General features: G+C 68.6%; 12 protein-coding genes. 8 read left to right on the top strand and 4 right to left on the bottom strand.

From position 1 onward, the window contains the following. Window positions 1-205 precede the first annotated feature (205 nt). The 3 genes from ABZX37_RS34035 to ABZX37_RS34045 all read right to left on the bottom strand — a co-directional run bounded on the left by ABZX37_RS34035 (window position 206) and on the right by ABZX37_RS34045 (window position 4,612). Window positions 206-2,110, bottom strand: coding sequence for an ABC transporter ATP-binding protein (locus tag ABZX37_RS34035; RefSeq protein ID WP_354746735.1), 1,905 nt, complete (start codon window positions 2,108-2,110; stop codon window positions 206-208). Window positions 2,111-2,208: 98 nt separating this feature from the next. After that, entirely contained in the window at window positions 2,209-3,942 is a 1,734-nt protein-coding gene (locus ABZX37_RS34040) for an ABC transporter ATP-binding protein (RefSeq protein WP_354746597.1), read from the bottom strand. Window positions 3,943-3,985: 43 nt separating this feature from the next. Continuing rightward, window positions 3,986-4,612 (bottom strand): TetR family transcriptional regulator, encoded by a 627-nt coding sequence (locus tag ABZX37_RS34045; RefSeq protein ID WP_354746599.1) that lies wholly within the window; start codon window positions 4,610-4,612, stop codon window positions 3,986-3,988. 396 nt (window positions 4,613-5,008) lie between these two features. Between ABZX37_RS34045 and ABZX37_RS34050 the strand changes: the two genes are divergently transcribed. From ABZX37_RS34050 to ABZX37_RS34080, 7 genes are all read left to right on the top strand, one after another. After that, a complete protein-coding gene (locus ABZX37_RS34050; protein ID WP_354746601.1) occupies window positions 5,009-5,635 on the top strand; it encodes a TetR/AcrR family transcriptional regulator in 627 nt (208 codons plus the stop codon). A gap of 293 nt (window positions 5,636-5,928) precedes the next feature. After that, window positions 5,929-6,600: a VOC family protein gene (locus tag ABZX37_RS34055; RefSeq protein ID WP_354746602.1), complete on the top strand. Its 672-nt coding sequence runs from the start codon at window positions 5,929-5,931 to the stop codon at window positions 6,598-6,600. A 37-nt stretch (window positions 6,601-6,637) separates the two neighbouring features. Beyond that, window positions 6,638-7,624, top strand: coding sequence for an amidohydrolase family protein (locus tag ABZX37_RS34060; RefSeq protein WP_354746604.1), 987 nt, complete (start codon window positions 6,638-6,640; stop codon window positions 7,622-7,624). A 28-nt stretch (window positions 7,625-7,652) separates the two neighbouring features. Continuing rightward, on the top strand, window positions 7,653-8,018 hold the full coding sequence (locus tag ABZX37_RS34065; RefSeq protein WP_354746606.1) for a VOC family protein: 366 nt from the start codon (window positions 7,653-7,655) through the stop codon (window positions 8,016-8,018). Further along, window positions 8,015-8,965, top strand: coding sequence for a S41 family peptidase (locus tag ABZX37_RS34070; RefSeq protein WP_354746608.1), 951 nt, complete (start codon window positions 8,015-8,017; stop codon window positions 8,963-8,965). Before ABZX37_RS34065 ends, ABZX37_RS34070 begins: the two co-directional genes overlap by 4 nt. Window positions 8,966-9,062: 97 nt before the next feature. Next, on the top strand, window positions 9,063-9,935 hold the full coding sequence (locus tag ABZX37_RS34075; protein ID WP_354746610.1) for a Ku protein: 873 nt from the start codon (window positions 9,063-9,065) through the stop codon (window positions 9,933-9,935). A gap of 271 nt (window positions 9,936-10,206) precedes the next feature. Further along, a complete protein-coding gene (locus ABZX37_RS34080; protein WP_354746612.1) occupies window positions 10,207-10,413 on the top strand; it encodes a hypothetical protein in 207 nt (68 codons plus the stop codon). A 422-nt stretch (window positions 10,414-10,835) separates the two neighbouring features. Here the strand turns inward: ABZX37_RS34080 and ahcY are convergent, their stop codons facing one another. Beyond that, the gene (ahcY, locus tag ABZX37_RS34085; RefSeq protein WP_354746614.1) at window positions 10,836-12,296 is read right to left on the bottom strand and encodes an adenosylhomocysteinase; all 1,461 of its coding nucleotides are present in this window, start codon (window positions 12,294-12,296) and stop codon (window positions 10,836-10,838) included. Between the two features lie 106 nt (window positions 12,297-12,402). Between ahcY and ABZX37_RS34090 the strand changes: the two genes are divergently transcribed. Continuing rightward, on the top strand, window positions 12,403-13,161 hold the full coding sequence (locus ABZX37_RS34090) for a class I SAM-dependent methyltransferase (protein WP_354746616.1): 759 nt from the start codon (window positions 12,403-12,405) through the stop codon (window positions 13,159-13,161). Window positions 13,162-13,329 lie beyond the last annotated feature (168 nt).

The following is a 13,329-nucleotide window of genomic DNA, read 5'->3' on the forward strand; positions in this document are numbered from 1 at the left end:
GGGTGTTTGTCAAGGCGGGAAAGATGCCTTGACAAACACCCCCGCGCCGCGTTTTTGGCTTCGTATCGGGGTGCGGGGGTGGTGTGGGCGCCTCGATTTGGGTGCAGCGGCTGCGGTTGGGTGGGTGCTTGGGGGAAAGTCCGTGAGGGGAACCCTGAGGGAATCTGATTCCCTCAGGGTTCCCCTCACGGACATCGGTGGTTTGTTATTCGGTTTCTGCCATGGCTTCGGCGAATTGGGCCGCGTAGAGGCGGGAGTAGGCGCCGCCCGCGTTGATGAGCGTTTCGTGGTTTCCCTGTTCCACGATGTTGCCGTTTTCCATGACCAGGATTACGTCCGCGTCCCGGATGGTGGAGAGGCGGTGGGCGATCACGAAGCTCGTGCGGCCGGTGCGCAGGGAGTTCATCGCGTGCTGGATCAAGACCTCGGTGCGGGTGTCGACCGAACTGGTGGCCTCGTCCAGGATCAGGATCGCTGGCTTGGCCAGGAAGGCCCGGGCGACGGTGATCAGCTGTTTCTCGCCCGCGCTGACCGTGCCGCCCTCGTCGTCCAGGACTGTGTCGTAGCCGTCTGGGAGGGTGCGGACGAAGCGGTCCACGTAGGTCGCCTTCGCGGCTTCGATGACTTGTTCGCGGGTGACGTTGTCCGCGCCGTATGCGATGTTTTCCGCGATGGTGCCGCCGAACAGCCAGGCGTCCTGCAGGACCATGCCGGTCTTCGCGCGGAGTTGTTCGCGGTCCATGGCCTTGATGTCGACGCCGTCCAGGGTGATCCGGCCGCCGTCGATTTCGTAGAACCGCATCAGGAGGTTGACCAGCGTGGTCTTGCCCGCGCCGGTGGGGCCGACGATGGCGACGGTGTGGCCTGGTTCGACCGACAGCGACAGGTCCTCGATGAGCGGGGTGTCCTCCAGATACCTGAACGACACGTGCTCGAATTCGACCTGCCCGTGCACGACCTCGGGGAGTTGCGGGTGCTCCGGCTCCGGTTCCTGCTCCTTGGCGTCCAGCAACGCGAACACCCGCTCGGCCGAGGCGACGCCGGACTGCAGCAGGTTCGCCATGCTCGCGATCTGCGTGACGGGCTGGCTGAACTGGCGCGAGTACTGGATGAACGCCTGCACGTCGCCCAGGGTCAGGGTTCCCGACGCGACTCGCAGCGCGCCGACGACGGCGACCAGGACGTAGCTCAGGTTGCCGATGAACATCATGACCGGCTGGATCGTGCCGGAGATGAAGGACGCCTTGAAGCTCGCCTCGTACAGCGCCTCGTTCTGCTGCCGGAAGACCTCCTCGGCCTCCTTGCGGCGGCCGAAGACGTGCACCAGCGAGTGGCCGGTGTACATCTCCTCGATGTGCGCGTTGAGCTTCCCGGTCGTGCCCCACTGCCGGATGAACTGCGGCTGTGCGCGTTTGCCGACCTTGGCCGCGACGAACACCGACACCGGCACCGTCAGCAGCACGATCAGGCCCAGCAGCGGCGAGATGACGAACATCATCACCAGCACGCCCAGCACGGTGAACAGCGACGTGACGATCTGCGAGAGCGTCTGCTGCAGCGACTGCGCCAGGTTGTCGATGTCGTTGGTGACCCGGCTCAGCACCTCGCCGCGCGGCTGGCGGTCGAAGTAGCGCAGCGGCAGCGTCGCGAACTTCGCCTCGATGTCCTGGCGCAGCCGGAAAACCGCGCCCTGCACGAGATCGGTGGTGAGCCGCGCCTGGATGACGCCCAGGAACGACGCGAAGACGTACAGCGCCAGCACGATCATCAGGACCTGGCCGACCGCGGTGAAGTCGATGCCGTGGCCGGGCATCAGGTCGACGCTGGTGAACATGTCGGCCAGGGTGTTCTCCCCGCGCGCTCGCAGGCCGTCGATCACCTGCTCCTTGGTCGCGCCCAGCGGCAGGTGCCTGCTGGTGACGCCGGCGAAGATCAGGTCCGTCGCGCGGGCGAGCACCTTCGGCCCGACCACGGTCAGCGCGACGCCGATCGCCCCGAGCACCAGCACCCCGGCCAGCGCCGCTCGTTGCGGGCGGAGCAGCCGCAGCAGGCGGGCCAGCGAACCCTTGAAGTCGAGCGCCTTTTCCGCGGGCATGCCCGCGGCCATCATCCGGCCGATTCCCGCCGACGGTTCCGGCCTGGTCTTGTCGCGCGCGACGGCGGCCGGTTCGTCGGCGTCGGGCGCGGTGGCGGTTTTCGTTTCCTCGCTCACGCCGCCTCCTGCTCAGTCAGCTGCGAAAGCACGATTTCCCGATACGTTTCGTTGGTGTCCATCAGCTCGTGGTGGGTTCCGGTGCCGACGACGCGGCCGTCGTCGAGCACGATGATCCGGTCCGCGCCGCGGATCGTGCTGACCCGCTGCGCGACGATGACGACGGTCGCGTCGCGGATTTCGTCGGCGAGCGCGCGGCGCAGCGCCGCGTCGGTGGCGTAGTCGAGTGCGCTGAACGAGTCGTCGAACAGGTAGATCTCCGGCCGGTGCACCAGCATCCGCGCTATGGCTATCCGCTGCCGCTGCCCGCCCGAGACGTTCGTGCCGCCCTGGGAGATGGGGGAGTCGAGGCCCTCTTCCATCCGTTCCACGAAGTCCTTGCCCTGCGCGACTTCCAGCGCGTGCCACAGTTCCTCGTCGGTGGCGTCCGGATTGCCGTAGCGCAGGTTGCTGGCGACCGTGCCCGCGAACAGGTACGGCTTCTGCGGCACCATGCTGACCACCGACGACAGCGCCGCCTGGTCGAGCCGGCGCACGTCGACGCCGTCCACCCGGACGGAGCCCTCGGTGGCGTCCATCAGCCGCGGGATCAGGTTGAGCAGCGTCGTCTTCCCGCTGCCCGTGCTGCCGATGATCGCGGTGGTCTCGCCGGGCCGCGCGAACAGCGAAACGTCCTGCAGCACCGGCTTTTCCGCGCCGGGGTACCGGAATTCGACGTCGGAGAGGTCGAGGTGTCCCCGGTCGGCTCCGGCCGGGAGCGGCTCGTCCGGCAGGCGCACGCTCGATTCGGTGTCCAGCACCTCGCTGACGCGCTCGGCGCTGACTTCCGCGCGCGGCACCATCATGAACATGAAGGTGGCCATCATGACCGCCATCAGGATCTGCAGCAGATAGGCCAGGAACGCGGTGAGCGCGCCGATCTGCATGGCGCCACTGTCGACCCGCTGCCCGCCGAACCACAGCACGGCGACGCTGGAGACGTTCACCACCAGCATCACGGTGGGGAACATCAGCGACATCAGCCTGCCGACCCGCAGCGACACGGTGAACAGCTCGTCGTTGGCGCGGCCGAAGCGCTCGCGCTCGTGCTTGTCGCGCACGAACGCGCGGATCACCCGGATGCCCATGATCTGCTCGCGCAGCACCTGGTTGATCTTGTCGAGGCGCACCTGCATGAGCCGGAAGGCCGAGCGCATCCGCATGACGATCAGGCCGACGGCGACGCCCAGCACCGGCACGATCACGACGAGCAGCGACGACAGCGGCACGTCCTGCTGCAGCGCGAGCAGGATGCCGCCGACGCACATGATCGGCGCGGACACCATCAGCGTGAAGGTGAGCGCGGCGAGCAGCTGGATCTGCTGGACGTCGTTGGTGGTGCGGGTGATCAGCGACGGCGTGCCGAACTTCCCGATCTCGCGCGCGGAGAAATCCTGCACGCGGTGGAAGACTCCGGCGCGGATGTCGCGGCCGGCGGCCGCGGCGACGCGGGAACCGTAGTAGACGGCCCCGATCGACCCGGCGATCTGCACCAGCGTGATCAGCAGCATCACGCCGCCGATCTCCATGATGTAGCCGGTGTCGCCCTTGACGAGGCCGCCGTCGATGATGTCGGCGTTGAGCGTGGGCAGGTACAGCGCGGCGATCGTCTGCACCAGTTGCAGCGCGACGACGAGCCACAGCGTGCCCCGGTACGGGCGCAGGTAGCTGCGCAACAGTTTGACCAGCACGGTCGGGTACTCCCCCAAAGAAGTGAATAGCGTCGGTTCGGGTCTAGCGGGCCGCGCCGGACGCGGCCAGGGCCGGCATCCCGGCGGCGGCCTCCCGCAGGAGGCCGGTGAAAGCGGATACGAACTCTTTGTCGTCGGAGTCCGAATTGAGCCAGGTATCGAAGGCGATGCGCGAAGCGTTCTGCACAATGCTCGCCATCAGCCGCGCGTGCAACGGATTTGCGTGCTCGCCCGCTCGCTCGGCGATGGCGTCGGCCAGCACGCGCTCGACAGTGGCGTACGCGCGCAGCATCTCGCCGAACAAGCCGCCGTTCTCCATCATCGCCCGCACCCGCCGCACGTCCTCGCGAATCGGACGGTCGTCCTCGGCGAACCGGGTGATGGAGGCGTTGACGACCGCCTCCCACAGCGGTTCGTCAGCGGGCCGGGCCAGAAGCGCTTCGCGCACGCGCTCCTGCCGTTCGACGATGAACGCGCAGACAGCTTCCTCCTTGCTGGAAAAATAGTTGTTGAAGGTGCGCGGGGAAACGCCCACCTCGTTCGCGATGTCCTCCACCCGCAGTTGCTCGACCCCCCGCTCGAGCGCGATCCGCAGCGCGGCTTCGGCAAGCGCCCTTCGCGCGGCTCGCTTCTTGCGCTCGCGCAGGCCCAGAGGTGCGGTGGAGGTCACTGGGACGAGAGTAGCAGCAAAAGTTGCGTGGTGCGAAAAATTATGCGGACCGCGAAAAGTTGCGTTCTCGCAGGGGGAGGCCTGGACGACGGGGAACGATCGGGGGGTGCGGGGACGAGATTTGCCACGGAGCGATCGTCGTAGTCCGCTGTCACCGGCCCATCACGTCGACGCGGGATCGGGCTCGGACGCCGACTGTCAGCGCTGTGGCAGCGGCAATGGTCCGAGTGCCCGTCGTCGGAACACCGGCTGAAGCACGCTTACCGCGACCAGAGAACGCGACCGGCTGAAAATTCGGCACGCAGACTGGCTCTCCTTGCATCCCCTCGGCTTCTGAGCACGTCGCCCCGCGTGGCTGCCCAAGCCCCGCGGCGGCGCGGGCGTAAGAATGGGGACATGTCGGAAGAAGCCCCGGTCGGCGCACCGCGCACGCGCAATCGCTGGGGAGAAGGCGAGCTGTTGCGCGGGGAGATCCTCGACGCGGCCAGCCGGTTGCTGTCAGAGCTCGGCGGCGAGGACGGGCTGACCATCCGCGGAGTCGCCCGCGCCGCCGGGATCGCGCCGGCCAGCATCTACCAGCACTTCACCGATCGGGCCGCGCTCGTGGCGGGCCTCGCCGAGCACGAGTTCGGCCGTCTGCGCGTCGCGATGGAGGCGGCCGAGGCGCGCGTGGATTCCGGCGACGCGGTCGGCCGCGTCCGGGCGATGCTGCACGCCTCCTGCCGGTTCGCGGTCGACAACCCCGGGCACTACCGGCTGATGACGGCCAACGGGCCGCCTCGGACCGAGCCCGGCGCGCGGCGGGTCGGGCCGCTGGCCGACGTGATCGGTCTGCTCGTCGACGGGTTCGCGCGGTGCGCCGAGGCGGGGATCGCGCTCCGGGTGCCCGCGGAGCGGGCCGCCGTGATCGCGTTCGTCGGGGCGCACGGACGCGTCGCCCTCTTCCCGAACTCCGCCGAGCACTCCGGCGCGGACGCCGTGCTGGCGTTCGTCGACGAGTTCTTCTCGCTCGTTTTCGACTGAAACACAACGGTTTCTCCGGTTCGCCACGGCGGTCTTGATCATGACGGTGGACAAGGCCGCCCGAGATGCCTAACATGTGTTCGGTAAGTATCTGAACATTCGTTTGGCAACTTTCCGCAGGGGGGACTCCGATGCCTTACCGTCCACAGTGGACGGTGACGCGTCGTGCGGGAGGACCTGGAAGTCGGAGGGCAGCTGATCCGCGAGGGAGATGGCCTGATCGCCGCGGACACCTCGGTTTCGGCTACGGGGTGCACGAGCTCCCCGTGACGTGGTGAGACAAGGAGGACCCCATGTTCCATCTCGATCACCTCTGCCTCGGCGTCCCCGATCTGGACGAGGGCGTCCGCCGGGTGCGGGAGGAAACCGGACTCGCTTGCTATGACGGGGGTGCTTTCGCCGCAGTCATCGCGAACACGATCTTCCCGCTCGGCGGGGACGTCTACCTGGAGGTCGAGGCGGTGACGGCTCCCGCGGCCGAACGGGAGCCAGCCGTCGCCTGGTTCGACCGGGTCGTGGCGGACGGCGACCGGTGGATGTTCTGGAGCCTGCGCGCTGACACCTTCGACGAGTTGGCCGAGGTCGCGCAACGGCTCGGCGGCGAGGTGGCGCGGGTTCCGGGGCGCGTCCAGCCCGACGGGACCCAGCGCATCATCACCACCGCTCCCGGTCCCGGCCGCGCGCTCGACACGTGCTGGCGTCGCGGGCTGCCGAACTGGTTCTACCGCGACGATCCGGCCACCAATCCGGATCGCGGGGCGGCGGAGAACGGCGAGCGCGGGGCGGCGGTGACCCGGCTGCAGATCGGCGCTGACGCCGACGAACTGCGGGAGCACATCGGTGCCGAGACCTTCGACCGGCTGCCATTGACGGTCGTATCCGGCCCGCATGGCGTGCACGCGGTGACGGTGCGCACCGCGTCCGGGCGCGAGGTCACCCTGCGCCGGGACCCGGCAGATTTGTAGAGATGCATTCACGAGAATGCGGGGAGGATCGAAACAAATGATCATCGACGTACACGCCCATTACCTTCCTGGTGCGTATCGGCCAAAGCTGGCCGCGAAGTCCGCGGCTTCGACCGCGGCGAGTTCGGTGCTGGGGGAGCGCAAGGCGCTGGCGGTGATGACCGACGAACCGGGGATGATCGAGCAGCGCATCGACATGATGGACGAGGCCGGAGTGGAGCGGCAGATCCTCTCCGCCGCCGGTATCGCGCCCTACGCGGCGGAATCCCGGGTGGCGGTCGAGGCGGCACACGTGCTCAACGACGCCTACCGCGAGCTGACCGCGTCGCACCCCGGCCGGTTCTCGTCGTTCGTTTCCCTGCCCTTGCCGCACATTGACGCGGCACTCGAGGAAATGCGGCGCGGGCTGGACGAACTGGGCATGGTCGGCGTGACCATGAACTGCTCGGTGTTCAACCGCTCCACGGCGGAAGAGGAATTCGAACCGCTGTACGAGGAGATGAACGAGCGGGGAACGACCCTGTTCTTCCATCCGGCGCAAAACGGCATCTGCTCGCCGTTCATCAACGACTACGGCTTCACGGGGGCAGCCGGGGCGTCCCTTGAGGACACCGCACTCGTGCTCCATCTGATCAAGCGGAACATCCCGGCGCGCTATCCGGACATCAAGATCATCGTCCCGCATCTGGGCGGCATGATCCCGATGCAGCTGGCGAGGCTCGACGGGCAGGCGAACACGCCGGATCTGCTCAGCCCGCCCAGCGTGACGGCTCGCAGCCTGTACTACGACACCGTCGGCTGGGGCTCGCGGGCCGCGCTCCGGTGCGCCTGCGAAGCCTTCGGCGCCGACCGCCTCGTGCCCGGCAGCGACTTCCCCGTTCTGCTGTCGGCCGAGTCCTACCGGCGGACGTTCGAGTACATCAAGGAATCCCGCTTGCCCGCCGAGGAGATCGAGAAGATCCTCCACCGCAACGCGTTGGCTCTCTTCGACTTCGACCCGTCGCCGCGGTCTGTCGCACCTTGATCCGGGTCAGCTGTGCCAGGATGAACATATGTTCGATGGACTGCGCACGATCGTGTATCCGGCCGACGACCTCGCCGCGGCCAAGGAGTGGTGGACCCGCGTGCTCGGGGTGCCGCCGTACTTCGACGAGCCGTTCTATGTCGGCTACAGCGTGCACGGCTATGAGCTGGCGCTCGACCCGAACGGCCGCGCGGAGAACGGCGACGGGCCGGTGACGTACTGGGGCGTGTCCGATGTGGAAGCCGCGGTGGCGAAGCTGGTCGGGGAGGGCGCGGCCGAGCACGCGGCGGTGACCGACTTCGGCGGCGGGATCCGGACGGCGCTGGTGCGCGCTCCGGACGGGAACCTGGTCGGGGTGATCGAGAACCCGCACTTCCCGGGGACCCCGGCTTGAGAAGAGCGCTGGCCGCGATCGTCGTCTTGGCAATGCTCGGCGCCGGACTGGTCGCGGCCCAGCCGTCAGTGCCGACGCCTCGGACGTATCTTCTCGGCGCGCTGAACCTGCTGCGGGCGCATTCGATCGACCGCGACCGGGTCGACTGGCCGCGCGCGGAAGCCGGCGCTGTGCGTGCCGCGGAAGGGGTTCCGACCCTGTCCGGGACCTATCCGATGATCCGGGACGTGCTCGCCGAACTGGGCAATCCGCACACCAAGCTGCTCAGTCCCTTGCAAGCACGGGCGCCGTCGGCGGCGACGATCAAAGTGCCGTCGAGCCGCGCGGCGGACGGCATCGCGGTGCTGGAGGTGCCTGGCTTCGTCGCCGACCCGGATGGCGAGCGGCGTTACGTCGCGGCCGGGACCGCGGCGCTGCGAGCGGTCGAAGCACGGGCCCCGTGCGGATGGATCGTGGATCTCCGCGACAACAGCGGCGGGAACATGTGGCCGATGCTGACTGTGCTGGCCCCGTTGCTGGGGGACGGGATCGCGGGTTCGTTCGCCGGGCCGGGGCTCGCGCCCAGCTTCTGGTCCATTCGCGACGGCCGGGCCTGGATCGGCGAGCACCCCGGCACGGAGGAGGTCAACCCGGTCCGGTTGACCCGGCCGGCGCCGCCGGTCGCGGTGCTGACTTCGCGCGATACCGCCAGCTCGGGGGAAGCGACGCTGATCGCCTTCCGCGGGCTCGGCCGCGTCGCGACGTTCGGCGGGCGCACCGCGGGATACGCCACCGGCAACGAGGTCTTCGACCTGGCCGACGGGGCGAAACTGCTGGTCACCACCACCGTCGACGTCGACCGGACCGGGAGGCCGTACGGGGCCTGGCCGATCGTGCCCGACTTCCCGGCGCAGGATCCGGAGACAGCCGCCGGTGAGTGGCTGCGCACTCGCGGTGGCTGCGCGTAGAGCCCGGACCTGCGCGGACTGTCGGATTCGGACGATCGCGGCTACGGTGGTCACCGAGCGTGAATACGTACCGGCGAACTCGGCGGAGGTGCGCGGCATGCGGTCGATGTGGAAGGGCTCGGTGTCCTTCGGGCTGGTCAGCATCCCGATCCAGCTGTACGCGGCGACCGAGAACAAGAACGTGTCGCTGCGCCAGGTGCACGTCGCCGACGGCGGGCGGATCCAGTACAAGCGGTTCTGCTCGATCGACGGCGAAGAGGTGCCCTACTCCGACATCGCCAAGGGGTACGAACTGCCCGACGGCGAGATGGTCGTGATCACCGACGCCGACCTCGCCGAACTGCCGCTGCCCACCCAGCGTTCGATCGACGTGCTCGAATTCGTGCCGCTGGAGTCGATCGACCCGATCCGGTTCGACCGCACCTACTACCTCGAGCCGCAGAAGAACGCGGTCAAGCCCTACATCGTGCTGCGCGACGCGCTGCAGAAGGCGAGCCAGGTGGCGATCGCGAAGGTCGCGGTGCGCCAGCGGGAGAGCCTGGCGCTGCTGCGCGTCGTGGACGACGTGCTCGTGATGACGACGATGCTGTGGGCCGACGAGGTGCGGGTCCCGGACTTCCCGTTCCTGCGCGAGGATCCGCCGCAGGTCCGCCCGCAGGAGGTGACGATGGCGGGGTCGCTGATCGACTCGCTGTCCGAGCCGGTGTTCGAACCGGAGAAATACTCGGACTCCTACCGGGAAGCGCTCGAATCGATGATCGAGGCGAAGGCGGGCGGCGGCGAGGCGGTCGGCGCGCCGAAACAAGGGGAAAAGGCCGAGGTCGTCGACCTGATGGCGGCGCTGGAGGCAAGCGTGTCGGCGGCGAAGAAGACCCGCGGGCCCGCCAAGGAGACGAAAAAGGCCGCCGGCGACGGCAAAGCGGCGGCGAAGAAACCGGCCTCGCGGGCCCGGCGGCCGAAAAGCGCCTGACCGGCGCGAAACCGGGTTTCGCCGGTACCGCGCGGGCGAACTCCGGGCAAGGATGTTCCACAGCGCGGAACAGTGAATTTTCTCCGCCGCCGTCCGGAAAATGCCGATCGTCACGCCCGGTGAGCACGTGCGGCCGACTTCACCGGACCGGGGAGCCCGACACGCCGCCAGGTATCCTGCGACGGCGAGTTTTCCAGTGGTACCAAAGAGGAGTCCGGCCCCGGAGCACCTGGCGCCGGGGATTCGAAACCTGAGCGGAAGGCGGCTGAGCATGGAGTGCGCGTTCTGCACGAGCGGCATCGACCACTGTCACGGAACCCTGGTGGTCCACCCGGACCGCGGGTTCGCCGAGTGCACGGACCCGTCCTGCCTGGACCTCGACCGGGTCCGGCACGGCCTGATCATCGACTGTCACACCCTCGACGCGGACTGCGCCTGCACCGGAGCGGGGAAACCCCTGCTGCGGCAGGCTTCCTGACCCCCGGCGGTCCCGCGCGGCGTCACGCTGCGCGGCCGGCGCGGCTGTACCCGATCGGGTACCGGGACGTGTACAAGCTGCTTGGCAGTGTGCTAACACTACCGGGGGTCCTTCGGCTCTCCCTCCCCCTCGGAGCCGGAGGACCCCTTTCAGCGCGCACGCGCCGGATCGCCCGGCAGCCGCTCAGTACCAGTGCGCCCGCCGCCGACGCGGCGAGGATGATCCCGACCGTCCACAGAGCCGGGACGCCGAGCACGAGCAGGATGAGTCCGAGAGCGAGCACGAGGCGTTCTCCTTGAGGCAGCGGGCGGGTGCCGGGCAGCCGGTGCGCACTCCCGAAGGATCGCCGCCGCGCGCCGGGCGGAAACGGGGGCATTCGGCGCAGCCCCTGCTCCGTCCGGCGGCATCCGGCGTTCTTGGTTTCAGTAGCGGTAATGGTCCAGTTTGTACGGACCGTCCACGTCCACGCCGATGTACTCCGCCTGCTCCTTGCTGAGCTTCGTCAGCCGGACGCCGAGCGCGTCCAGGTGCAGCCGCGCGACCTTCTCGTCGAGGTGCTTCGGCAGCCGGTACACGTCGTTCGCGTAGTCGCCCGGCTTGGTGAACAGTTCGATCTGCGCGAGCACCTGGTTCGCGAACGAAGCGGACATCACGAACGACGGGTGCCCGGTCGCGTTGCCGAGGTTCATCAGCCTGCCCTCGGACAGCACGATGATCGCGTGGCCGTCCGGGAAACGCCACGTGTGCACCTGCGGTTTGACCTCGGTCTTCACGATGCCCGGGAGCTTCGCCAGCCCGGCCATGTCGATCTCGTTGTCGAAGTGCCCGACGTTCGCGACGATGGCCTGGTGCTTCATCCGCGCCATCTGCGCGGCGGAGATGATGCCGAAGTTGCCCGTGGTGGTGAGGAAGATGTCGGCGCGCTCCACGACGTCGTCGAGTTCCACCACGTCGAGCCCGTCCATCGCGGCCTGCAGCGCGCAGATCGGGTCGATCTCGGTCACGACGACGCGCGCGCCCTGTCCGCGCAACGCCTCGACCGCGCCCTTGCCGACGTCGCCGTACCCGCACACGACGGCGTACTTCCCACCGATCATCACGTCCGTGCCGCGATTGAGGCCGTCCGGGAGCGAATGGCGGATTCCGTACTTGTTGTCGAACTTCGACTTGGTGACCGAGTCGTTGACGTTCATCGCCGGGAACAGCAGTTCGCCGTTGGCGGCGAGCTGGTACAGCCGGTTCACGCCGGCGGTGGTCTCCTCGGTGACCCCGCGCATCGCGCCGGCGATCCGGGTGAACCGCCGCGGGTCCTCGGCCAGGCTGGCGGTCAGGGTGCGCAGCAGGATCCGGTAGTCCTCCGGGTCGTCCTCGTGTGCGGCGGGCACCGAGCCCGCCTTCTCGAACTCGGCTCCCTTGTGGACGAGCAGGGTCGCGTCGCCGCCGTCGTCGAGGATCATGTTCGGCGGTTCGCCGCCGGGGAAGCGGAACAGCTGGTCGGTGCACCACCAGTACTCGTCGAGGGTTTCGCCCTTCCACGCGAACACGGCGGTGCCCTCGGGGTGCTCGACCGTCCCGTTCGGACCGACGACGACGGCCGCGGCCGCCTCGTCCTGGGTGGAGAAGATGTTGCAGGACACCCAGCGCACCTCGGCGCCGAGCGCGACGAGCGTTTCGATCAGCACCGCGGTCTGCACGGTCATGTGCAGCGAGCCGGCGATGCGCGCGCCCTTGAGCGGCTGGGACTCCGCGAACTCGCGGCGGATGGCCATCAGGCCGGGCATCTCGTGCTCGGCGAGGTCGAGCTGGATGCGTCCGGCCGCGGCGAGCGACAGGTCGGCGACCGCGAACTCCAGGCCGTCGGCGGTACGCAGGGTGGGCGACATTTTTCCGGTCCTTTCCAGGGTTTTCGGGCAGAATGGATCTCGGGCGCCTTGCCGGCGCCCGAAAAAGGAAGGCGTGCGCGGTGCGGGTCAGGCCAGAATGACGGACATGACTGAGCGCGCGTTGAGTTTTGGGTCGGTGGCCGCGGCGTACGAGCGGTTCCGCCCGGGATACCCCGCCGAATTAGTCGAGAAGGTGCTGGACTACGCGGGCGCGCCGGTGGTCGACGCGCTCGAAATCGGGGCCGGGACAGGGAAAATGACCCGGGTGTTCGCGGCGCGGGGGATCGCGGTCACCGCGACCGACCCGGATCCGGCGATGCTGGCCGAACTGCGCGAACACGTGCCCGCCGATGTGGTGACCCGCGAGGGCGCGCTGGAAGACCTGCGGCCGGATCGGCAGTACGGACTCGTGTACTCGGCCGCGGCGCTGCACTGGACGGAGCCTGCCGGGCGGTGGCCGCGCATCGCCGCTTTGCTCGCTCCGGGCGGGGTGTTCGCGTCGTTCGGCGGACCCGTCGAACCGGCGGATCCCGCGGTGCGGAAAGCGATCGAGGAGGCTCAGGCTCCGTTTCTGGAGACCGCGCAGTTCCCCTCGCCGGACGGCACGCCGCCGGAGAACGAACTCCAGTGGCCGGGCACGGAACTCGAGCAGTCGGAGTTGTTCGCCGACGTCCGCCAAGTCGTCGTCCAGCAGCGCATGACGCTGAGCGCGGACGAACTCGTCGGCCTGCTTTCCACCGTCTCGGCATACCTGATCCTGCCGACTTCGGTGCGAGAGCAGGTTTTCCGGCGGATCCGGCGGGTTGTCCCCGATACGATCGAGTTGGTCTCCGACCACACGGCGCACCTCGCACGACGGTGCTGACCGGGCCGGAATCGCCAGTGGCACGCGACACCTCCTGAACCAGGAGGCGCCCTTCACCAGCACTCTCGCGGGCCGAGCGTGGCGGGGAAACCCCGTCGCAGCGCCTCTCGGCCCCGAGCCGCGCCCCGGCGGGCGCGTGGGTTCCACCTTGGCAAGGCCGGTCCGGGC

It is taken from the genome of Amycolatopsis sp. NPDC004079 (assembly GCF_040610415.1).
Classification (GTDB): domain Bacteria; phylum Actinomycetota; class Actinomycetes; order Mycobacteriales; family Pseudonocardiaceae; genus Amycolatopsis; species Amycolatopsis halotolerans.

What these genes read in the sequence shown, in the direction of transcription:
- ABZX37_RS34090 (WP_354746616.1), top strand. Translation starts at nt 12,403, where the DNA reads ATGACTGAGCGCGCGTTGAGTTTTGGGTCGGTGGCCGCGGCGTACGAG.
- ABZX37_RS34080 (WP_354746612.1), top strand. Translation starts at nt 10,207, where the DNA reads ATGGAGTGCGCGTTCTGCACGAGCGGCATCGACCACTGTCACGGAACC.
- ABZX37_RS34055 (WP_354746602.1), top strand. Translation starts at nt 5,929, where the DNA reads ATGTTCCATCTCGATCACCTCTGCCTCGGCGTCCCCGATCTGGACGAG.
- ABZX37_RS34050 (WP_354746601.1), top strand. Translation starts at nt 5,009, where the DNA reads ATGTCGGAAGAAGCCCCGGTCGGCGCACCGCGCACGCGCAATCGCTGG.
- ABZX37_RS34035 (WP_354746735.1), bottom strand. Translation starts at nt 2,110, where the DNA reads ATGATGGCCGCGGGCATGCCCGCGGAAAAGGCGCTCGACTTCAAGGGT.
- ahcY (WP_354746614.1), bottom strand. Translation starts at nt 12,296, where the DNA reads ATGTCGCCCACCCTGCGTACCGCCGACGGCCTGGAGTTCGCGGTCGCC.
- ABZX37_RS34065 (WP_354746606.1), top strand. Translation starts at nt 7,653, where the DNA reads ATGTTCGATGGACTGCGCACGATCGTGTATCCGGCCGACGACCTCGCC.
- ABZX37_RS34060 (WP_354746604.1), top strand. Translation starts at nt 6,638, where the DNA reads ATGATCATCGACGTACACGCCCATTACCTTCCTGGTGCGTATCGGCCA.
- ABZX37_RS34075 (WP_354746610.1), top strand. Translation starts at nt 9,063, where the DNA reads ATGCGGTCGATGTGGAAGGGCTCGGTGTCCTTCGGGCTGGTCAGCATC.